This is a genomic window from Saccharospirillum sp. ABV4_185, assembly GCF_056159245.1.
On sequence record NZ_JBSWUW010000001.1, the window covers coordinates 2,296,649 to 2,321,249 of the forward strand.

At 56.4% G+C, this 24,601-nt stretch carries 21 protein-coding genes; 14 read left to right on the forward strand and 7 right to left on the reverse strand.

The annotated features are described in order from the left end of the window. The first annotated feature begins 52 nt into the window (after positions 1–52). Positions 53–2,296: a GTP diphosphokinase gene (gene relA, locus ACXAE6_RS10755; protein ID WP_475147446.1), complete on the forward strand. Its 2,244-nt coding sequence runs from the start codon at positions 53–55 to the stop codon at positions 2,294–2,296. A gap of 9 nt (positions 2,297–2,305) precedes the next feature. Further along, positions 2,306–3,139, forward strand: a complete 834-nt coding sequence (mazG, locus tag ACXAE6_RS10760) for a nucleoside triphosphate pyrophosphohydrolase (RefSeq protein WP_475147448.1) — start codon at positions 2,306–2,308, stop codon at positions 3,137–3,139. 67 nt (positions 3,140–3,206) lie between these two features. Here mazG and uvrA read toward each other — a convergent pair whose 3' ends face one another. Continuing rightward, positions 3,207–6,047: an excinuclease ABC subunit UvrA gene (gene uvrA, locus ACXAE6_RS10765; protein WP_475147451.1), complete on the reverse strand. Its 2,841-nt coding sequence runs from the start codon at positions 6,045–6,047 to the stop codon at positions 3,207–3,209. 148 nt (positions 6,048–6,195) lie between these two features. Here uvrA and ACXAE6_RS10770 point away from each other — a divergent pair, with 148 nt between their 5' ends. The 5 genes from ACXAE6_RS10770 to ACXAE6_RS10790 all read left to right on the forward strand — a co-directional run bounded on the left by ACXAE6_RS10770 (position 6,196) and on the right by ACXAE6_RS10790 (position 11,008). Beyond that, a complete protein-coding gene (locus ACXAE6_RS10770; protein ID WP_475147453.1) occupies positions 6,196–7,404 on the forward strand; it encodes an MFS transporter in 1,209 nt (402 codons plus the stop codon). A 95-nt stretch (positions 7,405–7,499) separates the two neighbouring features. Further along, a complete protein-coding gene (locus ACXAE6_RS10775) occupies positions 7,500–8,114 on the forward strand; it encodes a single-stranded DNA-binding protein (RefSeq protein WP_475147455.1) in 615 nt (204 codons plus the stop codon). 9 nt (positions 8,115–8,123) lie between these two features. After that, entirely contained in the window at positions 8,124–9,029 is a 906-nt protein-coding gene (locus ACXAE6_RS10780) for an SDR family oxidoreductase (RefSeq protein WP_475147458.1), read from the forward strand. Then, complete coding sequence (locus ACXAE6_RS10785; RefSeq protein ID WP_475147461.1) at positions 9,026–10,243, forward strand: hypothetical protein; 1,218 nt, start codon at positions 9,026–9,028, stop codon at positions 10,241–10,243. Before ACXAE6_RS10780 ends, ACXAE6_RS10785 begins: the two co-directional genes overlap by 4 nt. A gap of 96 nt (positions 10,244–10,339) precedes the next feature. After that, positions 10,340–11,008, forward strand: coding sequence for a flagellar brake protein (locus ACXAE6_RS10790; RefSeq protein ID WP_392804297.1), 669 nt, complete (start codon positions 10,340–10,342; stop codon positions 11,006–11,008). 14 nt (positions 11,009–11,022) lie between these two features. Here ACXAE6_RS10790 and ACXAE6_RS10795 read toward each other — a convergent pair whose 3' ends face one another. Beyond that, a complete protein-coding gene (locus ACXAE6_RS10795) occupies positions 11,023–11,991 on the reverse strand; it encodes a polyprenyl synthetase family protein (RefSeq protein WP_475147464.1) in 969 nt (322 codons plus the stop codon). A gap of 271 nt (positions 11,992–12,262) precedes the next feature. Between ACXAE6_RS10795 and rplU the strand changes: the two genes are divergently transcribed. The 7 genes from rplU (at position 12,263) to ACXAE6_RS10830 (ending at position 19,201) form a co-directional block, all read left to right on the forward strand. Continuing rightward, complete coding sequence (rplU, locus tag ACXAE6_RS10800) at positions 12,263–12,574, forward strand: 50S ribosomal protein L21 (protein ID WP_108162724.1); 312 nt, start codon at positions 12,263–12,265, stop codon at positions 12,572–12,574. A 12-nt stretch (positions 12,575–12,586) separates the two neighbouring features. Further along, complete coding sequence (gene rpmA / locus ACXAE6_RS10805; RefSeq protein ID WP_392804293.1) at positions 12,587–12,841, forward strand: 50S ribosomal protein L27; 255 nt, start codon at positions 12,587–12,589, stop codon at positions 12,839–12,841. 147 nt (positions 12,842–12,988) lie between these two features. Beyond that, complete coding sequence (cgtA, locus tag ACXAE6_RS10810; RefSeq protein ID WP_475147468.1) at positions 12,989–14,173, forward strand: Obg family GTPase CgtA; 1,185 nt, start codon at positions 12,989–12,991, stop codon at positions 14,171–14,173. Positions 14,174–14,219: 46 nt separating this feature from the next. Then, on the forward strand, positions 14,220–15,353 hold the full coding sequence (gene proB / locus ACXAE6_RS10815) for a glutamate 5-kinase (RefSeq protein WP_475147470.1): 1,134 nt from the start codon (positions 14,220–14,222) through the stop codon (positions 15,351–15,353). After that, positions 15,350–15,970, forward strand: a complete 621-nt coding sequence (locus ACXAE6_RS10820) for a DNA-3-methyladenine glycosylase I (protein ID WP_475147474.1) — start codon at positions 15,350–15,352, stop codon at positions 15,968–15,970. Before proB ends, ACXAE6_RS10820 begins: the two co-directional genes overlap by 4 nt. Before the next feature lie 72 nt (positions 15,971–16,042). After that, complete coding sequence (locus tag ACXAE6_RS10825) at positions 16,043–16,528, forward strand: methyltransferase family protein (protein ID WP_392804284.1); 486 nt, start codon at positions 16,043–16,045, stop codon at positions 16,526–16,528. A gap of 48 nt (positions 16,529–16,576) precedes the next feature. After that, positions 16,577–19,201 carry an efflux RND transporter permease subunit gene (locus ACXAE6_RS10830; RefSeq protein ID WP_475147477.1) on the forward strand — a complete coding sequence of 875 codons (2,625 nt, stop codon included), beginning with the start codon at positions 16,577–16,579 and terminating at the stop codon, positions 19,199–19,201. Positions 19,202–19,219: 18 nt separating this feature from the next. Here the strand turns inward: ACXAE6_RS10830 and ACXAE6_RS10835 are convergent, their stop codons facing one another. The 5 genes from ACXAE6_RS10835 to miaB all read right to left on the reverse strand — a co-directional run bounded on the left by ACXAE6_RS10835 (position 19,220) and on the right by miaB (position 24,576). After that, the gene (locus ACXAE6_RS10835) at positions 19,220–20,587 is read right to left on the reverse strand and encodes a class II fumarate hydratase (protein ID WP_475147480.1); all 1,368 of its coding nucleotides are present in this window, start codon (positions 20,585–20,587) and stop codon (positions 19,220–19,222) included. 95 nt (positions 20,588–20,682) lie between these two features. Continuing rightward, positions 20,683–21,555: an HlyC/CorC family transporter gene (locus ACXAE6_RS10840; RefSeq protein ID WP_392804278.1), complete on the reverse strand. Its 873-nt coding sequence runs from the start codon at positions 21,553–21,555 to the stop codon at positions 20,683–20,685. A 42-nt stretch (positions 21,556–21,597) separates the two neighbouring features. After that, complete coding sequence (gene ybeY, locus ACXAE6_RS10845; RefSeq protein ID WP_475147483.1) at positions 21,598–22,089, reverse strand: rRNA maturation RNase YbeY; 492 nt, start codon at positions 22,087–22,089, stop codon at positions 21,598–21,600. After that, positions 22,086–23,090: a PhoH family protein gene (locus tag ACXAE6_RS10850; protein WP_475147488.1), complete on the reverse strand. Its 1,005-nt coding sequence runs from the start codon at positions 23,088–23,090 to the stop codon at positions 22,086–22,088. Before ACXAE6_RS10850 ends, ybeY begins: the two co-directional genes overlap by 4 nt. Positions 23,091–23,211: 121 nt before the next feature. After that, a complete protein-coding gene (gene miaB, locus ACXAE6_RS10855) occupies positions 23,212–24,576 on the reverse strand; it encodes a tRNA (N6-isopentenyl adenosine(37)-C2)-methylthiotransferase MiaB (protein ID WP_475147492.1) in 1,365 nt (454 codons plus the stop codon). Positions 24,577–24,601: the final 25 nt, after the last annotated feature.

Genomic DNA, 24,601 nt, shown 5'->3' on the forward strand with positions numbered 1-24,601 from the left:
CCGGCCGCCGGTTCGAATCGGTTGGATTCGAACACAAAAAAAAGAGACCTAGATGGTAAAGGTACGGGAAGACCAGCCGGTATTCAGTGACGGCACCGTCGATCTGGAATCCTGGTTGGATCGCATAGAACGCAAAGCGCCGCTGATCGACAGTGACGAATTGGTGCGTGCCTGTCGCATTGCGCGACTGGCGGAACAGGAAGCTGACGAGCCGAAGAACCATTGGGGTGAAGGCGAGTCTGCCTATCGCACCGGTTTGGAAATGGCGGAGATTCTCGCCGATCTGAATCTGGATCAGGAGGCGTTGATCGCCGCCATCCTCTATCGCACCGTGCGTGAAGAAGAGCTGCCGCTGGACACAGTGCGCGATCAGTTCGGCCCGCAGGTCGCCAGTCTGATCGAAGGCGTGCTGCGCATGGCCGCCATCCATACCCAACACAAATCCACACGAGCCTCGGTACTGGGACAAAACGAAACCCAGGGCGATGCGGTGCGCAAGATGCTGGTGGCGATGATCGACGACGTGCGCGTCGCCCTGATCAAACTGGCCGAACGTACCTGCGCCATCCGCGCCGTTAAACACGCCCCGGCTGCACGCAAGTACAAGGTTGCGCGCGAAGTTTCCGATATCTATGCACCTCTGGCGCATCGTCTGGGCGTTGGTCAGTTGAAGTGGGAATTGGAAGACCTGTCGTTCCGTTATCTGGAACCCCAGGACTACAAAAAAATTGCCAAACTGCTTGATGAAAAGCGGCTCGATCGTCAGCACTACATCGAAAATGTTCAGACTATTTTGCAGGCCGAAGTAGAGGCCGCCGGCATTCAGTCAGAAATTCAGGGCCGCGCCAAACACATCTATTCGATTTGGCGCAAAATGAAGCGCAAGTCGATCAGTTTCAGTCAGGTGTACGACATTCGCGCCTTCCGGGTGCTGGTGCCTGATGTCCGCGACTGCTACACCGTGCTCGGCATCGTGCATTCCTTGTGGCGGCATATTCCGCGCGAATTCGACGACTATATCGCTTCGCCTAAATCGAATGGCTACCGTTCGCTGCACACCGCTGTGATTGGTCCGGAAGGCAAGGTTGTGGAAGTGCAGATCCGCACTCACGCCATGCACGAAGACGCCGAACTGGGTGTCTGTGCACACTGGGTCTACAAAGGCACCGATGCCAAGGGCAATACCCATTCGCGTGGCTATGAAGAGAAAGTGAACTGGCTGCGCCAGGTGCTCGAATGGCACGACGAGTTGGGCGGCATCGAAGAGATGGTCGAAGAGCTCGGCTCGGATGTCGAAACCGATCGTATCTATGTGCTCACGCCTGAAGGCCACGTGGTCGATCTGGCGCGCGGTGCCACACCCATCGACTTCGCCTACAAGATTCACACCGACGTCGGTAATCGTTGCCGCGGCGCCAAGGTCAACGGCCGTATTGTGCCGCTTAATCATCGCTTGAAGATTGGTGATCAGGTCTCGGTATTGACCGGTCGCGAGCCCAGCCCGAGCCGCGACTGGCTCAACCCGGATTTAGGTTATGTGCACACCAACCGGGCCCGGGCCAAGATTCGTCATTGGTTCAAATCGCTCGATCGCGATCAGAACCTGGCCGAAGGCCGCGCCATGTTGATGCGTGAATTGCAGCGCTTTAACCTGCCCAAGCTGGACATGGACGAAGTGGCGATGCTGGTGAACTACAACAATGCCGACGACATGTACGCGGCCATCGGCGCTGGTGATTTACGCCTGATGCAGGTGGTGCACGCCGCTGAAAGTCTGGTCAATCCGGCTCAGCCGGATGAAATTCAACTGGGTGAAGTCACTGAGCATAAATCCAGCGGCGATCTGGTGATTCATGGCGTCGGCAATATGCTGACCTCCATCGCCAACTGCTGTAAGCCGGTGCCGGGTGATCCGGTGGTTGGTTTTATTACGCTGGGTCGTGGCGTCTCCATTCACCGCCAGGATTGCGTCAATCTGCTGCAGCTGAAAAGCCGCGAGCCGGAACGCATTATCGAGGTTAATTGGGGCGGTCGTTCGCGTCGTACTTATCCGGTGGATATCACCATTGTGGCGTACGATCGCACCGGTTTGCTGCGCGATATCATGATGATCATGGCCAATGCCAACCTGAACGTTACCTCGGTCAATACTCTGTCGAACAAAGATGAGAGCCAGGCCAATATGAAACTGACACTGGAAATTGAAGACATCGATGCGCTCGGCAAAGTCATGGCTCAGCTATCGAAAATTCCCAACGTCGCAGACGTGCGCCGTGCCTTTCAGCAACCCCATTAAGAGCTTGTTATGAGCGAACGCCGCTACGGCTACGACGATCTCAAAACACTCATGCAACGGCTACGTGATCCAGTGGATGGTTGCCCTTGGGATCTGCAACAGGATTACCGCTCCATCGTGCCTCATACACTTGAAGAGGTGTATGAGGTTATCGACACCATTGAGCGTGGTGACTACCCGCACTTGCGAGAGGAACTGGGCGATCTGATTTTTCAGGTGGTGTTTTATGCGCAGATCGCGCGTGAAGAAGAGCGTTTTGATCTGGACGATGTAATCCACGATCTGGTCGCCAAACTGCTCTATCGCCATCCGCATGTGTTTCCTGATGGCACCCTGGAAAGCCGGGTTGATCCTGAACAGCGACCAGAGACGGAAACGGTCAATCGCAACTGGGACCAACTCAAAGATAAAGAGAAAGCCAACAAGCCAAATACCAAGGGTTTGCTTGATGATATTCCCCGCTCACTGCCGGGATTATTGCGCGCCCGCAAGTTGCAAAATCGCGCGGCTCGTGTCGGTTTTGACTGGCCATCGACCGATGAGGTCTACGCCAAGATCGATGAAGAATTGGCAGAATTGCGTGACGCCCAAGCCAGCGGTGATGCCGATGCGATTGAAGACGAACTGGGGGATCTGTTGTTTGTCATGGCCAATCTGGCGCGACATTTAAAGGTCGATCCGGAACAGGCTTTGCGCCGCACCATGGCCAAGTTTGAATATCGTTTTGGTCATGTGCAGCAACAGGTACAGGCCAGCGGCAATGACTGGTCCGATTTCAGTTTGGAACAGCTCGATGTGTTTTGGGACGAAGCCAAGCAGCGGGCGGTCGAGTCGTCAGACTAAGGCAAATAAAGACGTTCAGCGGCCAAAAAAAGCCCGGTTCATGGAACCGGGCTTTTTTGTTTTTTGCTCAGGCCGATTGGGCGCGTTTTTTCAGTAACGGTTTGAGGTAGTGGCCGGTGATGGATTGCGGATTTTCGCTGACATCGGCCGGCGTGCCTTCAGCGATAATCTGCCCACCTTTGCTGCCACCTTCCGGGCCCAGGTCGACAATCCAGTCGGCGGTTTTGATGACGTCCAGGTTGTGCTCGATCACCGCCACCGTATTGCCGTCGTCACGTAAACGATGCAGCACCGCCAGCAACTGTTTGATGTCGTGGAAGTGCAGACCGGTGGTTGGTTCATCGAGAATATAGAGCGTGCTGCCGGTATCGCGCTTCGACAGTTCCCGCGCCAGTTTAACGCGCTGGGCTTCACCGCCGGACAGGGTTGTCGCGCTTTGCCCCAGCTTAATGTAGGTCAGACCGACGTCGATCAGCGTTTGCAGTTTGCGCGCCAGCGCCGGTATCGCATCGAAGAATTCGCGACCTTCTTCAATAGTCATTTCCAGCACTTCGTGAATGTTTTTACCCTTGTAGCGAATCTCCAATGTCTCGCGGTTATAGCGACGGCCGTCGCACACATCACAGGACACATAGACATCGGCCAAAAAGTGCATTTCCACTTTAATTACGCCATCGCCCTGGCAGGCTTCGCAGCGACCGCCTTTGACGTTGAAACTGAAACGCCCGGGTTGGTAACCACGTGAACGCGCTTCCTGAGTGCCGGCAAACAATTCACGAATGGCGGTGAAGGTGCCGGTGTAGGTCGCCGGGTTGGAACGTGGCGTGCGGCCAATCGGGCTTTGGTCGATATCGACCACCTTATCGAAATGTTCCAGACCCTTAATATCTTTATAAGGTGCTGGTGACAGGGTGGTGTTTTTGTTCAGCCTGGCGGCAGCCAGCGGGTACAGAGTCTGATTTATCAGCGTTGACTTGCCAGATCCGGAGACGCCGGTAATGCAGGTGAGCAAGCCAACCGGCAGATTCAGCGTGACGTCTTGCAGGTTATTGCCGCGCGCACCAGTGATGGTGAGCTGGCGTTTGGCATCGGCCTGCGTCAGTTTGGCCGGAACAGCAATCGCTTCCTGACCGTTAAGGTATTTACCAGTCAGGGATTTCGGATTGGCCATGATTTCAGCGGGCGTTCCGGCGGCAACAATTTCACCGCCGTGTACGCCGGCGCCGGGACCGATATCGAGCACGTAATCAGCTGCGCGGATGGCGTCTTCATCGTGTTCGACCACCAAAACGGTGTTGCCCAGGTCACGCAGATTGGTCAGCGTTTGCAGCAGTCGATCGTTGTCGCGCTGATGCAGACCGATCGAGGGCTCATCGAGAATGTACATCACCCCGACCAGGCCGGCGCCAATCTGGCTGGCCAAACGAATGCGCTGGGTTTCACCGCCGGATAGCGTATCGGCGCTGCGATCGAGGGTTAAATAGTCGAGCCCGACGTTGACCAGAAAGCTCAACCGCTGGCCGATTTCGCGCAGAATTTTATCGGCGATCTGGGCTCTGGAACCGGTCAGGCTCAGCGTCTCGAAATAGCTCAGCGCATCGCCGATGGCCATGTGCGTCACTTCCGGCAGGTTGATGCCGTTAACGAAAACATGACGCGCGCTTTCTTTCAGGCGTGAACCGTGACAGCCGGGGCAGTCCTGTTCGGTGAGGAATTTTGACAGCTCTTCGCGAACCATCTGGCTGTCGGTTTCACGATAGCGCCGTTCCATATTGGGCATCACACCTTCGAAGGTGTGCTGGCGGCTGTAGACTGCGCCGCGGCTGTTTACATAGGAGAATTCGATCTCGGTATTGCCACTGCCTTCGAGCACGATCTTCTGGAATTTCTTCGGCAGTTTGTTAAAGGCTACATCGATATCGACGCCGTAATGTTCGCCCAACGCCTGTATCTGGCTGAAGTAATAAACGGCGCGTCGATCCCAACCGGAGATGGCACCTTCGGCCAGCTTCAGGCTCGGGTCGCGCACGACCTTGCCGCCGTCGAAGTAATGCTTCATGCCCAGGCCGTCACACTGCTCACAGGCGCCGGCCGGGTTGTTGAAGGAAAACATGCGCGGTTCGAGTTCGGCAATAGAGTAACCGCAGACCGGACAGGCAAAGCGGTCGGAGAACAGCAGGTCATCGCCGTCGCCATCCATCCATACCACCTTGGCGGTACCGCCGGATAAAGTCAGGCAGGTCTCGAAGGATTCGGCTAAACGCAGTTTCAGATCGTCACGCACTTTAAAGCGATCGACTACGGCTTCGATGCTGTGCTTGCGCTTTTTATCCAGCGCCGGTACTTCGTCCAGATCCATCACTGTGCCGTCGACGCGCACGCGCACAAAACCCTGGCTGCGCAGTTCGTTGAAAACGTGCAGGTGTTCGCCTTTGCGGTCGTCGATCAGCGGCGCCAACATCATCAGCTTGGAACCTTCCGGCTGCGCCAGCACCTGATCGACCATCTGGCTGATAGTCTGAGCAGCCAGCGGCTCGTCGTGATGCGGACAGCGTGGCTCGCCGACGCGCGCGTAAAGCAGACGCAAATAATCGTAGATTTCGGTGGTGGTGCCGACCGTCGAACGCGGGTTGTGACTGGTGGTTTTCTGCTCGATGGAGATGGCCGGAGACAAGCCTTCGATGTGATCGACATCGGGCTTTTCCATCATCGACAGAAACTGGCGGGCGTAGGTCGACAAGGATTCGACATAGCGCCGCTGGCCCTCGGCATAAAGCGTATCAAAGGCCAGTGAGGACTTGCCGGAACCGGAAAGACCGGTCAGCACGACCAGTTGATCACGCGGGATTTCCACGTCGATATTTTTCAGGTTATGGGTACGAGCCCCCTGGACGATAATTTTGTCCATCTGTTCCTCTTGGCGTTACAGCTGCGGTCAGACACAAAAGCGAAAGTGTACTGTATGTATGTACAGAACCCAAGCGGCGCCACTGGTTCGATCTTTTCTGATAAGATGCGCGCCTTCGCACTCGGTTGGATACGTAGACTGACCCGTCATGGCTTTCAATTCCCTGGAAAAACGCGCGCTCTTCGGGCTGGGAACACTCTATGCCGCTCGTATGTTAGGGCTGTTTATGGTGCTGCCTGTCCTGACGCTCTACGGTCAGCATTTGCTTGGCGCCAGCACTCAGACTCTGGGCCTGGCGCTGGGCATTTATGGTGTCACTCAGGCGCTGTTACAAATTCCTTTAGGCATGTTGTCGGATCGTTTCGGTCGCAAGCCGGTTATTCTGGCCGGACTGCTGGTGTTCTTCGCCGGTTCAGTGCTGGCGGCGCTGGCGGATGATGTACTCTGGCTGATTGTCGGGCGTGCTTTGCAGGGCAGTGGTGCCATTGCCAGCGTGGTGCTGGCCTTGCTGGCCGACTACACCCGCGACGGCGAACGCACCAAGGCGATGGCCATTGTCGGTGCGGTTATTGGCGGTTCCTTCGTCTTGGCGGTCATGGTTGGTCCCTGGCTGGCAGGCGGTTTTGGTCTGGCCGGGCCGTTCTGGGCGACCGCTGCATTAGCTTTGCTCAGCATGCTGATCCTGTTGTGGTTGCCGCAACCGCCAGCGCCTGTCGTACATCGCGAACGACAATGGCGAGGCAGTCAGTTGGGCGCGGTGTTGCGTGATCGTCAGCTGACGCCGTTGAGTCTGGGCATCTTTTGCTTGCATCTGACCATGACCGCCTTATTTGTCGGCCTGCCGGTGATGCTGACGCGTCAGGGTGTGGCCGAGAGTCATCTGGGTTGGATTTATGCGCCTGTGATGGTGCTGTCCTTTGTCGCCATGGCACCCTTGATTATGATCGCTGAACGCCGTCGCCTGCATGTGCCGGTACTGCTTTTTGCTGCGGCCCTGGTGTTGCTGGCAACCTTATTGCTGGGTCTGAACCACTGGCTGGTGTTGAGCATCGGTCTGACCTGGTTGTTCTTTGTCGGTTTTAATCTGATTGAAGCCAGCTTGCCGTCTCTGCTCAGTCGTCGTGCGCCGGCGGATGCGCGCGGCACGGCTATGGGTTTGTTCTCCACCGGTCAGTTTTTGGGCGCTGCCTGCGGTGGTGCGCTGGGTGGTTGGGCCTTCAGTCGCTTTGATCAGGTCGGCATAGCGGTGTTGGGTGTGACGCTGATGGCGCTGTGGATGCTGGTTCTGTGGCTGGCTGAGCGCGGTTACGGCCATGCCAGTGCGAGTGAATCCACATCGGCAACAAACCACAATTGACCACGGCAGAGTCCGCCGTGATGATACACACAACTCAGAAGTAAGAGGCGGCCCGGACGGCTGCTATCAAGCGCTTAACCAACAGGATATCGATCATGGCTAAAGGTACGGTAAACAAAGTCATTATTCTCGGACGGCTGGGTCAGGACCCGGACGTTCGTGCCACCGCATCGGGTACTCAGGTGGTTAACCTCAATGTGGCGACCAATGAACTGGGTCCGCAGGACGACCAGGGCAATCGCCAGGACCAAACCGAATGGCACCGCATCGTGATTTTTGGTCGCATGGCCGAAACCGCGGCTAACTATCTGCATAAAGGTTCTTTGGTTTATATCGAAGGTCGTCTGCAGACGCGCAAGTGGCAGGATCAAAACGGTCAGGACCGTTACTCCACTGAAATCGTGGCGCGTGATATGCAGTTTGTCGGTGGTCGCAATGAAGGCGGCGGCTCCGGCGGTGGCAACTTTGGCGGTGGCCAGTCGAATCAAGGCGGTGGCTTTGGTGGTGGGCAACCCCAGTCGCAGCCGCAGTCACAACCTCAGGGCGGTTTTGGCGGTCAGCAGAGTGGCGGCGGCTTTGGTGGCCAGCCTAATCAGGGCGGTGGTTTCGGCGGCGGTCAACAGCCGGCACCCAGCCAACCAGCACCGCAAACCGGTTCTCAACCAGGCAACAATAACTTCGACGACTTTGACGACGATATTCCTTTCTGAGGTCGCTCTGTGAACATCTTGGTGACCGGTGCTGACAGTCAGGTTGGTCGAGCTCTGAAGCGTTTGCTGAGCAGTCGGGAAGTCGCTTTTGTCGCCGTTACGCGCAACCAGTTGGATATTACCGATGCGGCCGCTATTGCGGCTTGTCTGGAACAGGCGGCACCGGATTATCTGATCAATACCGATGGTTTGTATGACGCCAACCTGGCCCAGCAGGATGCGGCGGCCAGCTTTGCGTTTAATCGCGATGGCCCGGCCTTGCTGGCCCAGGCCTGTGCGCAGCGTGGCGTCGGTATGGTGCAGCTGTCGTCAGAACGGGTCTTCGATGGCACCAAGGCTTCGGCCTATGTTGAGAACGATGCTGCGAATCCGCTGTCGGTCCTCGGGGACAGTCAATGGGCGGGTGAACAGGCCGTTCGCGCTGCCTGTGAACAGCATTTAATCGTACGGACTTCCTGGGTCTTTGGGCCGGATGGCGATAATCCACTGACTCGGTTACTCGACCAATTAATGGATCGTTCGGTGCTCAGTCTGTACAACGACCAGCAGGGTTGTCCGACGCCAGCGGCCGATCTGGCGCGGGTGATCTTTGCCATGTTGGAGCAGGTTGATTGCCATGTAGAGCCACCGCTGTGGGGCACCTATCACTATGTCGGCAGTGACCGGACCGACTGGCGTACCTTCGTTGAAACGGTGGTCAAGGCCGCCAAATCCTATATTGATGTCAGCGTCGAACAACTGTCGGAAATGGATTTGGCCGATGCGCCGGAAACACCGGTGCAGCGGCCGGTCAATGCCGAACTGAGCGCGCGTAAGGTGTTAGCCACCTTTGGTATCAAACAACAGCCTTGGCGGCGCGGTATTCAGGACGCCTTGAAAGTGCGTTATGAGAATCAGCTAGAGGACACCCAGTGAAGCTGATACGCAGGTTGATGCTGGTTCTGCTGCTGATCGTCGCTGTGCTGGCCGGATCCTTCTGGTGGTTGACTGATGGTGACGATGCCGTACCGCGCACCATCATCCCGCTCAGTGACTTGCGCAAATACCGCCAATGGTTAGAAGACTATCACCCGGCGCGACTGGTCAGTGGCGAAACCTACGGCATTGTTGTTGCTGAAGACGATATTCAAAAGCTGGCCATTTTACTGGCCTCGACCCAGCCGCGCCTGACGCATTCCCAATTTCGTGCTGATGTCACTCAGCAAGAGGTCATTCTGGATGTCTGGTGGCCTACCGGTGTGCTGGATCGTTTTCTGCCGTTGCAATTACGCTGGCGACCCGAGGCGCCGTTTTATCTCGATCAGCTGAGCATCTCTGGTATTCGTCTGCCGTCTTATTTGCTCGAACGAGTGAACCTGCGCCTTGCTGAAATCCCCTCTGTCGCTGACGCCGAACGCTTATGGCGCCAATTGAATCCTAGTGTGACGCTGTCTGAAGGACAGATCGCCGTGGAGGTGGTTTGGGATGACCCGATACTGGCCGGCTGGATGCAGCGCTTCGCGCCGTTCTGGTCGGATCCGCGCCAGGTTGAACAGCTGCGTGAGGAGGTATTGTGGCTGGGTGACTGGTTTGAACAGCAGCAAGCCTTCCGCATTCCGTTGCGTGAAGCCATGCGCGCCATGCTGTCCCGGCCGGAATTCGACTGGGATCAGGATGCGGCTGCTATGCTGGGCGCGCTCAGTTATGCAGCCCTGCGTTCTTCATCTGGCCTGATACCTGGTGAAGACCTGCCCGAGCTTCCGTTTAAGCGGCTGACCTTGCAAGGGCGTTACGATCTGGCGCGGCATTTTGTGCTGGCGATGTGGCTGGGCACCCAGATGTCACCGCAGTCGGTACTGGAGCTGGCGGTCTACAAAGAATGGTCGGATGCGCTGACCCGACCCACCGGATTCAGCGCCGAAGACATGGTGGCCAATGTCGCCGGTCTGGAAATGTTACTCTGGTTGCAGTCATTGTCGGCACAAGAACGTAAAGAAATCGGCCCGCTGACCGATGACAGTCTTATGCCGCCGGAAGCATTCTGGCAGCCCTGGATGCAAGAAGGCGAAGCTCTGACCGAAACCCAGCTGCGTGAGTTGGTGTCGTCAACGCGCGACTGGCTTGCGCAGAGCCCCTTATATCGGCCCTGATCCAGGCTGTAGCGACCGGCTTATCGAAGAATACTCCTGAGCGTCAGTCGTCAACTTAGGTTGGACGTGACAGGAGTGAGTGGAGGATGCCTGGCGATGGCCAGTATCGAATTCAGTAAGTTACGCCTGACCACCGGCCTGAGTATGAAGCTCGAGGTCGAAGGCGGTGACAGCAAGCGTCATAACATCAATCTGATTGGCTACATTCCGGGCCGGACGGTGTTGGTGACCACTCCCTTGCTGGGTGAGCACCGGCCTTTGCTGTTGCGCAAGGATCAGGGCGTTATCGTGCGGTTTTTCTCTAACAAGAGCGCCTGTGCCTTCCGTACTCAGGTTGCGCACATCTGCACCACTCCAGCTTATTACCTGCATCTGGCCTGGCCGGATCGGGTTGAAGCGGGGGAAATTCGGAAAGCCGAGCGGGTGCTGGCCAATATGCAGGTCACCATCGTCAACCAGACCAGCACGACTGGCGAGCGTGGTACCGGCGCGATCGTCGATTTGTCGACCACTGGCGCACGTCTGGAAACCTTGCAGGCCTTGGGTAAGCCGGGTGACATTCTGCTGCTGACATCAAAAGTTACGGTCGGCCATGTGACCCGGGTGATTTCCATCGAATCACAGATTCGCGCCGTCCTGGATCGGCGCGAGCTGGCCAACAGTGCTGCCGCTTATGGCATTGAATTCAAGTATGTGTCCGATATCGATTTTCTGGCGCTGCAGGCCTTCGTTAACGCCCAGATGGCGCGTGGCGCCGAGCGTTAACGACCGCTGCAATCTTAGTTATCACGGGCGACGGCCAATTCAGCCAGACTGGCCAGGGCTGTCTTGTAGGGGCTTTCGGCGAAACCATCGAGCTGTTGCAAGGCTTCTTCAACCTGACGATGTGCCTGGGCCTTGACGTAATCAATGGCGCCGCAGCGGTGCACAATGTCGAGGATGGCATCCAGATCATCCAATCCGCCTTTGCGAATGGCCCGGCGAATCAGTTTGGCGTCGCTGTCAGACGCCTTTTGCATGGCGTGAATCAGCGGCAGCGTCGGCTTGCCTTCGGCCAGATCATCGCCGACGTTTTTACCCAGCTTGGCGGCATCGCCGTCGTAATCGAGCACGTCATCAATCAACTGAAAGGCCAGGCCGAGCTTCAGGCCGTAAGTCGCCAGTCGTTGGCAATCCGCCTCATTTTGACCACTGAGCAGCGCGCCGGTTTCGCTGGCCGCCTGGAACAGGATGGCGGTCTTGCCTTTGATGACGTCCATATACTGCGCTTCGGTGACATCCGGATTGCGCACATTCATTAACTGCATGACCTCGCCTTCGGCCAGGGTACGGGTGGCCACGGCCAGGCGGTTCATCACCGACATCTCGCCAATCTCGACCAGCAGCTCGAATGCACGGGCATAGAGAAAATCACCGACCAGTACCGAGGGCGCATTACCCCAGTTGGCGTTGGCCGTGGGTTTGCCGCGGCGCATATCAGACGTGTCGACCACGTCATCGTGCAATAAGGTGGCGGTGTGCAGAAATTCGATAACCGTCGCCAGCTTGTGATGGCGATTATCAATACCGCCGCACAGGCCGGCGCTGAGCAGCGTCAATAAAGGGCGCATGCGTTTGCCGCCACTGGAAATGATGTGGTCGGCGATTTTCTCCACCAAAGGGACTCGGGATTCCAGTTGCGCCAGAATGGTTCGGTTAACAGCGGCGAAGTCATCGGCAACGACGGTGAAGATGGCGTTCTGGTCCATGTGGAAATCGGGTCCTGGTCAGGCTGGATGAAGCGGCTAGCTTAACAGGGCCGGACGACGGCGTCAGGCTGGACTGACTGGACCGAACAGTTCCGCTGTTAACAGGACGATTCGGGCTTGCACAGCCAGGTGCATATCCGTACAATTGCGCGCCCTGATCGATCCGCTTCATTCCCTGTCATAGGGTGCTCCCAGCGTAGGCGTTGCCTTTAGCAGCAGGTTCTAAGTAATGAGGTCGGTGCGGGTCGGAAACATTCAGATGGAGAATCCCATGTACGCTGTAATCGTAAGTGGCGGTAAACAGTACCGCGTCAGTGAAGGCGACACGCTGAAGCTGGAAAAAATTGAAGCCGAAACCGGCGCTAACATCGATTTCGATAAAGTGCTGCTGGTGGCGGATGGCGATAAAATCACCGTGGGCGAGCCCGCTGTGAAGAGCGCCAAGGTTTCTGCCGAAGTGGTGGCTCATGGCCGTCACAAGAAGGTGAAAATCCTCAAGTTCAAACGCCGTAAGCATCACATGAAGCAGATGGGCCACCGTCAGTGGTTCACCGAAGTTAAGATCACTGGTATTTCAGCATAACGGAGAGAAACCATGGCTCACAAAAAAGCAGGTGGTAGTACTCGTAACGGTCGCGATTCCCAGAGCAAGCGCTTGGGCGTGAAAGCCTTCGGTGGCGAAGCCGTTTCTGCTGGCTCTATCATCGTCCGTCAGCGTGGCACTCGTTTCCACGCCGGCGACAACGTTGGCATCGGCAAGGATCACACCTTGTTCGCCAAAGCCGACGGTAAGGTGGAATTCACCACCAAGGGCAAAGAAAAGCGCAAGTTCGTCAACATCGTCGCTTAATCGTCGATCCTAACGCTCTTGCAAAAAGCCCTGCCATGCAGGGCTTTTTTTATGTCCAGCGATGGACGTTAGACGGATGTCATCAGCGCATAACATATAATGTCGCGCCAGTGGCGCACCGCATTCAACCAGAGGTTGCAGCGAACGATGAAATTTGTGGACGAAGCCAATATCAGCGTCGAAGCCGGCAAAGGTGGCAGTGGCTGTGTCAGCTTTCGGCGCGAAAAATTTATCGAGAAGGGCGGCCCGGATGGCGGTGACGGTGGTCACGGCGGCAGTATCTGGGTTAAAGCCGACGACGGCGTCAATACTCTGATCGACTATCGCTTTACTCGAAGCTACAAGGCGGAAAACGGCGAGCCGGGTAAAGGCCGTGATATGACCGGTCGCGCGGGCAAAGATACCACCTTGATCTTGCCGGTCGGTACGACCGTGATCGACGCTGATACCGAAGAGGTATTGGCCGATCTGCGCAGCGCCGGCGATGTCGTCAAGATTGTACAGGGTGGCTTTCGTGGCCTTGGCAATACCCGTTTTAAATCCAGCACCAACCGAGCGCCACGTCAGTTCACCAAGGGTACGCCCGGTGAATCGCGCAACCTGCGCCTGGAACTGAAAGTGATCGCCGATGTCGGCTTGCTGGGTTTGCCCAACGCCGGTAAATCGACGCTGATCCGTGCAGTCAGTGCGGCCAAACCCAAGGTCGCTGATTATCCCTTTACCACCATGGTGCCGAACCTGGGTGTGGTGCGCATCGACGATTCGCGCTCCTTTGTTATGGCCGACATTCCCGGTCTGATCGAAGGCGCGTCCGAAGGCGCTGGCTTAGGCATTCGCTTTTTGAAGCACCTGGTGCGTACACGGGTGCTGTTGCATCTGGTCGATCTGTACCCGGTTGATGAATCCGATCCAGCCGCCAATGCACGTGCCATTGCCGATGAATTGGAAGCCTTTAGCCCGGCGCTGGCGCAGCGTGAACGTTGGCTGGTGCTGACCAAAACCGATCTGTTGCCGGAAGACGAACGTCAGGCGCGCATCGATGCGGTGATTGAAGCGCTGGATTGGGAAGGTCCGGTATTCGCCATTTCTGCGTTGTCTGGTGAAGGCACCCAGGCGCTGAGCAACGAACTGATGAATTGGCTGGAGGCGGATAATCAAGCCCTGGCTGATGATCCGGAACGGCTGGAAGCCGATGTTGCCCATCGCGATGAAGTCGAACGCGAAGCACGTGAACGCATTCAAATGCTCGCTCAACAACGTCGCGCCCAGCGAAACAAAGATAATGACGATGATGATGACGATCACGACGTCGAAATCATTTATGCGCCTTAAGCGCAGCGTTATTATTCGGCAATCTTTCGTCTAAAGGAGTGCGCCGGTGAGCAGTTCCCGGCAACGACATTCGGCGCTGACTCAAGGTCAGCGTTGGGTGATAAAAATCGGTTCGGCATTGTTGACCAACGATGGTCGTGGCCTGGATGAAATCCGTATTCGTCAGTGGGTCGCGCAGATGGCGCAGTTGCGTGACCAGGGTGTGGACGTCGTGCTGGTGTCGTCCGGCGCGGTCGCTGCCGGTATGCATCGGCTGGGTTGGGCAACACGTCCGGAATCGATGGAATTGTTGCAGGCGGCCGCTGCCGTAGGCCAGACCAAACTGGTGCAAACCTACGAAGATGATTTCCAGCAGCACGGTTTGCACAGTGCCCAGATCCTACTGACGCACGAAGACCTCTCTGATCGACGCCGTTATCTGAACGCCCGTTCCACCTTGCGTGCCTTATTGGCGCTGCCAGTGATTCCCATCGTTAACGAAAACGACACTGTCGTGACCGATGAAATCCGCTTTGGTGACAACGACACTCTGGGCGCGCTGGTCGCCAATCTGGTGGAAGCGGATGCGTTGATTTTGTTGACCGACCAGGATGGTCTCTTCGACGCCGACCCGCGCAGCAATCCCGATGCCCGTCTGATCGAACACGCTTTGGCCAGCGATCCTCGCCTTGCCGGTATGGCCGGTGGCGGCGGGCTTTTGGGTCGCGGCGGTATGGCGACCAAGGTGCGTGCCGCCAGTCTGGCGTCTCGCAGTGGCGCGGTTACCGTTATTGCCGGTGGCCGGCTGGACGATGTGCTGTTGCGCATTCGCGCTGGCGAGCTGGTGGGTACCGAGTTGATTCCTGATATGGAGCCTCTGGTGGCGCGCAAGCAATGGCTCGCCGGGCAATTGCAAACCAAAGGCGAAATTTCCCTGGATGCTGGCGCCTGTCGCGCTTTGATGGAGCAGGGAAAGAGCTTGTTAGCGGTTGGCGTGACAGCGGTTAAAGGACGTTTTCAGCGCGGCGAGTGTGTTTCCCTGCTGGATGAATCCGGCCGGGTGATTGGCCGCGGCCTGTGCAATTATGACAGCGATGACGCCACCCGTTTGATCAAACAACCGTCGCGTGAATTCGAACGCATTCTGGGCTTTATGGCCGAGCCGGAACTGGTGCATCGCGACAACCTGGTATTGCTATGACAAATGCAGATGATGACCGTAAACGTTGCGGTTGGTGTGGCGGCGACGCCCTTTATCGGGCCTATCACGATCAGGTTTGGGGCCGGCCGGTACGCGATGGTCGTGAACTTTTTGCCAAGCTGTGTCTGGATGGACAGCAGGCCGGTTTAAGCTGGCTGACCATTTTAAAAAAACAAGATAACTACTATCGCGCCTTTGCTGATTTTGATCCCGTTGCCATCGCGGCCTTCAGCGATGATGATCTGGCGGAACGTCTGACCGATCCGGGCATTGTGCGTAATCGCCTCAAGGTTGAATCCATCCGCCGCAACGCCCGGGCTTATCTGGCGATGCTTGACGCTGGTGAGGATTTTGCCGTTTTTCTGTGGTCCTTTGTCGGCGGTCAGCCGATCATCAACCGCTGGCAACGACTGGATCAGATTCCAGTCTCCACGCCCGAAGCGGAAGCCATGTCAAAAGCGCTGAAAAAACGCGGCTTCAACTTTGTCGGTCCAACCATCTGTTACGCCTTTATGCAGGCGACCGGTCTGGTGATGGATCATCTGACTGACTGTCATTGTTTTGAGGATTGCCAGGCGCAGGCGCGGGTTTTTGATCCTGTTGTGGCAAAGTCATGACTTTCGACGGCTGTGGTTGCTAATGCAAAATCGTACAATCGCGGCGTCGAAATTGGCTATTGAGTTTTATTAATGCGGCACAAGCCCCCATTTTTGCCCCCGGCGTTGGGATTGTTGGTGATGCTTGGCATCTTTGCGCTGCATTTTATCCTGCCGTTGGGAACCCTGTTTCCCTACCCATGGAATTTCATCGGGCTGATCCCGGTGGTCATCGGCGCCCTCTTGAACATAGCCGCCGATCGCGAGTTGCAACGTGCTGGCACCACCATCCAACCCTTTGAGCGCCCGACCTCTTTGGTCGACCGCGGCGTTTACCGGATCAGTCGCAACCCCATGTATCTGGGTTCCATTTGTATTGCGATCGGTCTGGCGATCTGGGTTGGCTCGCTGTCTTCCTGGGTGGTGCTGCCGATTTTTGTTCTGGTGCTGTACTGGGTGTTTATTCGCTATGAGGAACGGGTGCTCGAACAGGAATACGGTGCCAGTTATCAGGCATATCGCCAGCGGGTCTGTCGTTGGTGTGGCCGTCGCGGAGGTCGCCAAGAGACCGACCGTTAAGTAGCATGGGTACTTTGCTGCCCAGGCTTCGCCAAGGAAAAACTCAGCATGTGGTTTCGCTTACTTCATCTCTATGAACGCCTGATCACCAAGCGTGCGCTTTGGTTGATGCTGGCGTTGGCTCTGGTCATCGGCTTTTTCGGTTATCAATCACGGCATTTCTCGCTTGATGCGTCTGCCGAGAGTCTGTTGCTGGAAGACGACCCTGACCTGGAATTATTCCGGACCATCTCCGAGCGCTACGGCTCCCAGGAATTCCTGGTGCTCACCTTTACTCCTGAACAGCCGCTTTTCACTGAGCAATCGCTGAGTACGCTCAGTGAATTGCGCGATGAGTTGCGCCAGTTGCCGACGGTCGATTCGGTGGTATCGGTGATGGACGTTCCGCTGTTGTCCAACCCGCCAGTGCCGATGACCGAACTGGTCAGCAATATCAAAACGCTCGAAGATCCGGACGCCAATCTGGATATGGCGCGTTCGGAGCTGGCCAACAGTCCGTTGTATGTCAATCTGCTGTTGAATCTGGATGCCAATACCACGGCGCTGCAAATCAATTTCCCGCGTGATGACGTTCAGGATCGACTGCTTGAAGAGCGCGAATCTCTACAGGCCTTGCGCGAGACAGATTCGCCGCAATTCGACGCTGATAAGTTGCAGGCAGTGGAAACGGCTTTGCAGCAACGCCGCGATGAACGCTCTGAAGATATCGGTATCGCTATCGATTCGGTACGCTCCATCATGACCGAGTACGAAGATGCTGGTGAGCTGCATCTGGGCGGCGTACCCATGATCGCCGATGACATCATCCGTTTTGTGCGCAGCGATCTGATCACCTTCGGGTTGGGCGTTTTGTTTTTATTGATCGCGACCTTAACCGCTATTTTCCGTCACCCGCGCTGGGTGGTGTTGCCGATGATCTGCTGCAGCGTGGTGGTGGTGACCATGCTCGGTATTCTCGGTTGGGGGCGGTGGCCGGTGACGGTGATCTCCAGCAACTTTATTTCTTTGTTGTTGATTCTGACGCTGTCGATGTCGATTCACCTGATCGTGCGTTATCGCGAATTGCTGCGCCGCCATCCGGACTGGGAACAGCGTCAGTTGGTGACTACGGCGGTGCGTCGCATTGCCGTGCCTTGTCTGTATATGGCGCTGACTACCGGCGTTGCATTTGCGTCTTTATTGTTCAGCGGCATTCGCCCGGTGATTAATTTTGGCTGGATGATGACGCTGGGTATTGGCGTTGCCTTCGTGGTTACCTTTTTGTTATTTCCATCCATGCTGGTGTTGCTGGGTAAAAAAGAGAGCACCGGTGAAAGCCGCAGCGGCGGTGCAGCGAGTCGCTTTTTCACCCGTCTGACGCTGCGTTCTGGTGGTTGGATCTGGATTGTCAGTATCGCTTTGGCGGGATTGACGCTGGTCGGTGTGTCGCGACTGGTGGTGGAAAACAGCTTTATCGATTATTTCGGCGAGAACACTGAAATTTATCAGGGCATGACGGTGATTGATCAGCGTCTGGGTGGCACCACACCGTTGGAAGTGCTGATTAATTTCCCCGGCGGTGCGTCCTTAGAGCCGGCCGATGGCATCAGGGAATCTGATCTGGATGAAGCCGCTGAAGACATGGCGGAAATGAATCCTTCGAGCGCCGGTGACGGTTTTATCGATGATTCCGGAGGCGCCTTTGTCGAGGAAGATTTCCTCAGTATGGACAGTGGTGAAATGGGTTCCTTCCAGGATGATTTCGACGGTGAAGATGACCCGCAAAAATATTGGTTTACCAGCGACAAAGTCGAGCGTATCCGGGCGTTGCATAATTACCTGGATGCCCAGCCGGAAACCGGCAAGGTCATTTCGTTATCGACCATGGTGACCATCGCCGAATCTTTTAACGACGGCGAACCGCTGAGCAATATACAACTGGCACTGCTGTACTCGGTCATACCGGCGGAATTTCGTGCGCTGGTGATCGATCCTTATGTATCGGTGGAGCATAACCAGGCCCGCATTAATGTGCGCATTCTCGATTCGATGGATGGCATCAATCGCGATGAGCTGCTGGCGCGGATTAAAACCGATGCCGTTGAAGAACTCGGTTTTGAGCCGGACGAGGTTCAGCTCAGCGGCATGATGGTGTTGTACAACAACATGCTGCAGAGTCTGTTTGATTCGCAGATCAAAACCCTGGGTGCTGTTTTTGCCGGCATCATGCTGATGTTTTTATTGTTGTTCCGCAGCCTGAAGCTCAGTTTGATTGCTATGGCGCCGAACATCCTGGCGGCCGGCTGTGTGCTGGGTATTATGGGCTGGTTTGGCATTCCGCTGGACATGATGACCATCACCATTGCCAGTATTACCATTGGTATCGCGGTGGACAACACCATTCACTACATCGTGCGTTTTCGTCGTGAGTTTGCCAAAGATGGTCAGTACGTGCGTGCGCTTAAACGCAGTCACGACTCCATCGGCAAGGCGATGTATTACACCTCTTTGACTATCATTCTGGGCTTTTCCATTCTGATGCTGTCGAACTTCCGGCCGACACTTTATTTCGGCTTATTGACGGCACTGGCAATGGTAGTGGCGCTGGTGGGTGCACTGACCTTGTTGCCGCGTCTGATCGTGTTGTTCCGTCCTTTTCCACAACCAGAAAAACTGACGCCGTCCGACGATTGAGGCGGACGGCGTAGCACTTTATGAGTGTGGATGGGCTAACAAAGTCGGGTCGAGCAACGACTCCAGTTCTGAACGCGACAAGTCCGTCATTTCAGCGGCCACCTCAATAATAGGGCGGCCGTTTTTATAAGCCGCCTTGGCAATCTCGGCGGCTTTTTGATAACCCACCACCGGGTTCAGTGCCGTGACCAGAATTGGATTGCGGTGCAGCGGACCCTCCACCGATGCCTTATTAACGTTGATGCCCGCTATGGCTTTATCGGCTAAATGCTGGCAAGCGGTGGTCATCAGCGCAGTGCCCTGCAATAGGTTACGAGCGATCAACGGCAGGCTGACATTCAGTTGGAAGTTACCGGATTGCGCGCCCAGAGTGATGGCCGCATCGAAGCCGATCACCTGATAAGCCGCCATCAATACTGCTTCTGGAATGACCGGGTTGACCTTGCCCGGCATGATCGACGAGCCCGGTTGCAGTGCCGGTAATTCCAGTTCCGACAAACCGGCCAAAGGCCCGGAATTCATCCAGCGCAAATCGTTACTGATTTTGATCAGTGTTGCCGCCAGACCTTTCAAATGAGATGACAATTCCAGTGATGCATCCTGGCTGCTGATGCCATAGAAGGCGTTATTGTGTGGGCAAAAATCGCTGTGCAATTGATGGTTCAGGTGCGCACAAAAGCGTTCGGCAAAACCGCTCGGTGCATTGATGCCGGTACCGATGGCGGTGCCACCCTGGGGCAGGGCTTTCAGCCGGGTCAGACATTGTTGCAACCGGCGCTGACTGGCGCTGAGCGCTTCGCTCCAGGCGGAAAATTCCTGCTCCAGGGTGATCGGCATGGCGTCCATTAAATGGGTGCGACCGGTTTTGACCACATCGCGAAACGCCTGGCCGCGTTCGTCGATGACATCGCGCAGCTGGGTGATCGCCGGCAATAATTCGCCTTCAACCGCCAGCGCACTGCTGATCTGGATGGCGGTGGGAATGCTGTCGTTACTGCTTTGGCTGGCGTTGACGTCGTCATTGGGGTGGATGTTCAACTGACTGGCCTGATTGGCCAAATAGGCGACCACTTCGTTGACGTTCATATTGGTGCTGGTGCCGGAACCGGTCTGGAAAACATCGATGGGAAACTGGGCGTCGAAATCCAGCTGACGCGCTGCTTCGGTGGCGGCGACAATGGCATCGGCGCGCTCTTGTTCCAGCGAGCCCAGTTCGGCATTGGCTTGGGCTGCGGCGGCTTTGAGGCTGAGCAGGGCGTCGATAAAGGCGCTCGGCAGGCGTTCGCCGGAGAGTTGGAAGTTGTCCAAAGCGCGGGCGGTCTGGGCTCCATAGAGAGCGTCGTCGGGAACCTGCAGTTCCCCAAAACTATCGGTTTCGGTACGCATGGCAGAAATCTCCGCTGTATAGATACAGCCAAGATTTTGGGGGAGAAAGTGGCAAGTCAAGGGCGACCTGAGTCGCCCTGATGGGAAGGGCTGTTTTAGAGTTCGGCCTGACGCTCGAGACGATTGACCTCGAAGGCGCGCACACGGCGGTTGTCGGCGTTAATCACGCGGATCATCAGGTCGCCCAGGGTGATGGATTCATCGCGCTTGGGCACCTTGCCGAACTTGTGCATCACGATGCCGCCGATGGTGTCGAATTCCTCATCGCTGAATTCGGTCTGGAAGTGTTCGTTGAAGTCTTCGATCGGCGTCAATGCCTGAACCAGAAATCCGCCATTGCCGTTGGGCCGGATGTTGGCGTCGACGGCGTCGTCGTGTTCGTCTTCGATTTCCCCGACGATTTCTTCCAGCACGTCTTCGATGGTAACCAGGCCGGCGGTCTGGCCATATTCATCGACCACCACCGCCATATGGTTGCGGTTGGAGCGGAAATCCTTCAGCAGGACGTTCAGGCGCTTACTTTCGGGCACGAAGTTGACTGAGCGAATCAGGCTGGTCAGCCGTGCCTGCATCTGGTCGAGTTTAAAACCGGTTTGCAGACCGAGGCCGAGTAAATCTTTGGCCAGCAGGACGCCGACGACTTCGTCAGAGTTTTCGCCCAGTACCGGAAAGCGGGAGTGGCCGGATTCGACAATTTTACCCAGCCAGTCTTCGATGGTTTCGTCGGTTTCGACACTGACCATCTGTGAGCGCGGGATCATGATGTCGCGCACATGCATGTCAGAAACGTTCAACGCGCCTTCGATGATTTTAAAGGCTTCGTTGTCCAGGATGTCTTTATCCTGAGCGTCTTTGAGGACGCTGAGCAGATCTTCGCGATCCTTGGGTTCCCCGGTAAAAGCGTCTGCCAGTCGTTCCAGCCAGGATCGCTTCCCGGGGTTGCTACTCGTGGGTCGTTCGTCGCTCATGGCGCCATCATTCCTCTGTTTGTGCCGGTTCAGGCCGGCGGTTTAACCCCGGATGCTGTCGGTGGCGTCCGGCAGCAGGTAGGGGTCGGGCAGGCCCAGATCGGCCAGCACACGACGTTCAATATTTTCCATCACTTCGGCGTCCTCCGGCTCAATATGGTCAAAGCCGAGTAGATGCAAGGCGCCATGAATCACCAGATGTGCCCAGTGCTGCAGTTCGGTTTTGCCTTGCTCGGCAGCTTCACGCTGTACTACCGGTACACAAATGACCAGATCGCCTAGCAAAGCCTGTGCCTCGGCATCGTCAACGCCCGGTGGCAGCTCAAATGGGAAGGACAACACGTTGGTGGGTTTGTCCTTGCCACGGTAGTCCCGGTTCAGACTTTGGCTTTCGTCTTCATCGACCAGGCGGATGCAGACACCGGCGTGGTCGCGATAACCGGCCAGCGCCTGTATCAGCCAGCGCTCAAATTGGGCGGGCTGCGGTAAGTTGTTGCCGCTGCTGGCCAGTTGCAGGTCGAGGTCGAGTTTCATGCGTTTTCGTGGCGGTCGTAGGCATCGACGATGCGTTGCACCAGCGGGTGACGCACCACGTCTTTGGAGCCGAACTGGGTGACACTGATGCCATCAACACCGCCCAATACGTCCAGCGCGTGTGCCAAGCCAGAGCTTTGACCACGTGGCAGGTCGATCTGCGTCGGGTCGCCGTTAATCACCGCCGTGGAGCCGAAGCCGATGCGCGTTAAGAACATCTTCATCTGTTCACGCGTGGTGTTCTGGCTTTCATCGAGAATGATGAACGAATTACTCAGCGTGCGGCCGCGCATATAAGCCAGCGGAGCGACCTCGATAACGTTGCGCTCAATCAGCCGATCAACCTTTTCGAAACCGAGCATTTCGTAGAGGGCGTCATACAGCGGGCGCAGATAGGGATCGACTTTCTGGCTCAGATCGCCTGGCAAAAAGCCGAGTTTCTCGCCGGCTTCGACCGCAGGGCGCACCAGCATAATGCGTTTGACCTGATCTTTGCTCAGGGCATGAACGGCGCAGGCAACGGCCAGGAAGGTCTTGCCGGTACCGGCCGGACCCACACCAAAGTTGATGTCATGCGTCAGGACGTTATGCACATAGCCGCGCTGATTGGGGCCGCGCGGCTTGATCACCGACTTGGGTGTATGCAGCACATAGAGCTTTTGATCGTGCGTCTGTTCTTCGGGATGCTTCAGCGTTTCCACTTCCGATGTTTGCAAGAACAGATTGATGGTATCCGGTAGCAGATCACGACCCCCTTTGGTTTCACGGTACAGCCGCCTGATGATGTCTTCGGCGGCTTGCGCAGAACCGTTTTCACCCTGAACTTCAAAGTGGTTGCCACGATTGAGCACTCGCACGTCCAGGCGTTCTTCGATCTGCTTGAGGTTATCGTTAGCCAGGCCACAGAGGCTGGCCAGTCGCTGGGGATTGTCGGGTTGCAGCTCGAATTGACGCTGACCCGATGCCGGGGCGTCGAGCCCGGCCAGGGACGGGTTAGTCAAAGTAGGTGAGGTCCTCTAATGGGAGTTTGGTCTGGGTCAAGGATACGCCGCAGTGCGAGGCTGTCAAAATGCCATTCGTCTAAAAAACGTCCGTTTTATAGCGCTTGGTTTGAACCATCGATCAATAGGCCAGGTCGGCGTTGATGACCTCGCCACGCAGCGAGTTGGAATAGGCCTCAGTAATGCGCACCTGAACGAATTTGCCGACCAGATCGTCTTCGTCATCACAACGGAAGAAGGTGGGTCGGTTATTCTCGGTGCGGCCCTGCAGCTCGTTCGGATCGCGCTCAGACGGCCCGGTTACCAGGACGATCTGGGTGGAACCCACCATGCGGCGGCTGATTTGCTGAGCCTGCTGGGTGATGCGTTCCTGCAAAATGGCCAGGCGCTGCCTTTTTACCGCTGCCGGGGTGTCGTCTTCCAGACTGGCTGCGGGCGTGCCCGGGCGCGGGCTGTAGACGAAACTGAAACTGTGGTCGAAGCCGATGGTCTGGATCAGGTTCATCGTTGCTTCGAAGTCCGCATCGGTTTCGCCCGGAAAGCCGATGATAAAATCGGAAGAAAAACTGATGTCCGGGCGGTTAGCGCGAATACGCTCCATCTTCTCGATGTATTCCGCCGCCGTATGGCCGCGCTTCATCGCCGCCAGAATGCTGTCCGAGCCGCTTTGCACCGGTAAATGCAGGTGGCTGACCAGTTCCGGGACGTCTTTGAATGCATCGACCAGGGAGTCGGTGAATTCCACCGGGTGACTGGTGGTGAAGCGAATGCGGTCAATGCCATCGATCTGAGCGGCGAGGGTGATCAGTTCGGCCAGATCGGCTTCGCCACCATCGTGACGTGGGCCCCGATAGGCATTGACGTTCTGACCGAGGAAATTGATTTCACGCACGCCCTGGCCGGCCAGATGAGCCACTTCGGCGATCACATCATCGAACGGCCGGCTGACTTCTTCACCCCGGGTATAGGGCACCACGCAGAAGGTGCAGTATTTGGAGCAACCTTCCATGACCGAAACGAACGCCGATACGCCATCGCTTTTTGGCGCTGGCAGATGATCGAACTTCTCGATTTCCGGGAAGGTGACGTCGACCATGGCAATGCGGTTACTGCTGGTCGGTGACTGCTTGTTGGCGCCGTCGAGCATGGTCGGCAGGCGGTGCAGCGTTTGCGGACCAAAGATCATATCGACGTAAGGCGCCCGCTCGGAGATGGCTTCACCTTCCTGGGAGGCGACGCAGCCACCTACACCGATCTTCAGATTGGGATTTTTGGCTTTCAGCTGCTTCCAGCGACCGAGCTGGTGGAACACCTTGTCCTGCGCTTTTTCGCGAATGGAGCAGGTGTTGAGCAGCAAAACGTCCGCGTCTTCGGCCGAATCGGTCAGCTCATAACCGTGGCTATCGCCGAGCAAATCGGCCATGCGGGCCGAGTCATACTCGTTCATCTGGCAGCCATGGGTTTTGATAAACAGCTTTTTGCTCATGAGATCAGTGGTGGTCTTCGTGTCA

What these genes read in the sequence shown, in the direction of transcription:
- ACXAE6_RS10770 (WP_475147453.1), top strand. Translation starts at nt 6,196, where the DNA reads ATGGCTTTCAATTCCCTGGAAAAACGCGCGCTCTTCGGGCTGGGAACA.
- ACXAE6_RS10840 (WP_392804278.1), bottom strand. Translation starts at nt 21,555, where the DNA reads ATGAGCGACGAACGACCCACGAGTAGCAACCCCGGGAAGCGATCCTGG.
- rplU (WP_108162724.1), top strand. Translation starts at nt 12,263, where the DNA reads ATGTACGCTGTAATCGTAAGTGGCGGTAAACAGTACCGCGTCAGTGAA.
- mazG (WP_475147448.1), top strand. Translation starts at nt 2,306, where the DNA reads ATGAGCGAACGCCGCTACGGCTACGACGATCTCAAAACACTCATGCAA.
- ACXAE6_RS10795 (WP_475147464.1), bottom strand. Translation starts at nt 11,991, where the DNA reads ATGGACCAGAACGCCATCTTCACCGTCGTTGCCGATGACTTCGCCGCT.
- miaB (WP_475147492.1), bottom strand. Translation starts at nt 24,576, where the DNA reads ATGAGCAAAAAGCTGTTTATCAAAACCCATGGCTGCCAGATGAACGAG.
- relA (WP_475147446.1), top strand. Translation starts at nt 53, where the DNA reads ATGGTAAAGGTACGGGAAGACCAGCCGGTATTCAGTGACGGCACCGTC.
- ybeY (WP_475147483.1), bottom strand. Translation starts at nt 22,089, where the DNA reads ATGAAACTCGACCTCGACCTGCAACTGGCCAGCAGCGGCAACAACTTA.
- rpmA (WP_392804293.1), top strand. Translation starts at nt 12,587, where the DNA reads ATGGCTCACAAAAAAGCAGGTGGTAGTACTCGTAACGGTCGCGATTCC.
- ACXAE6_RS10835 (WP_475147480.1), bottom strand. Translation starts at nt 20,587, where the DNA reads ATGCGTACCGAAACCGATAGTTTTGGGGAACTGCAGGTTCCCGACGAC.
- ACXAE6_RS10790 (WP_392804297.1), top strand. Translation starts at nt 10,340, where the DNA reads ATGGCCAGTATCGAATTCAGTAAGTTACGCCTGACCACCGGCCTGAGT.
- ACXAE6_RS10825 (WP_392804284.1), top strand. Translation starts at nt 16,043, where the DNA reads ATGCGGCACAAGCCCCCATTTTTGCCCCCGGCGTTGGGATTGTTGGTG.
- ACXAE6_RS10775 (WP_475147455.1), top strand. Translation starts at nt 7,500, where the DNA reads ATGGCTAAAGGTACGGTAAACAAAGTCATTATTCTCGGACGGCTGGGT.
- cgtA (WP_475147468.1), top strand. Translation starts at nt 12,989, where the DNA reads ATGAAATTTGTGGACGAAGCCAATATCAGCGTCGAAGCCGGCAAAGGT.
- uvrA (WP_475147451.1), bottom strand. Translation starts at nt 6,047, where the DNA reads ATGGACAAAATTATCGTCCAGGGGGCTCGTACCCATAACCTGAAAAAT.
- ACXAE6_RS10830 (WP_475147477.1), top strand. Translation starts at nt 16,577, where the DNA reads ATGTGGTTTCGCTTACTTCATCTCTATGAACGCCTGATCACCAAGCGT.
- ACXAE6_RS10820 (WP_475147474.1), top strand. Translation starts at nt 15,350, where the DNA reads ATGACAAATGCAGATGATGACCGTAAACGTTGCGGTTGGTGTGGCGGC.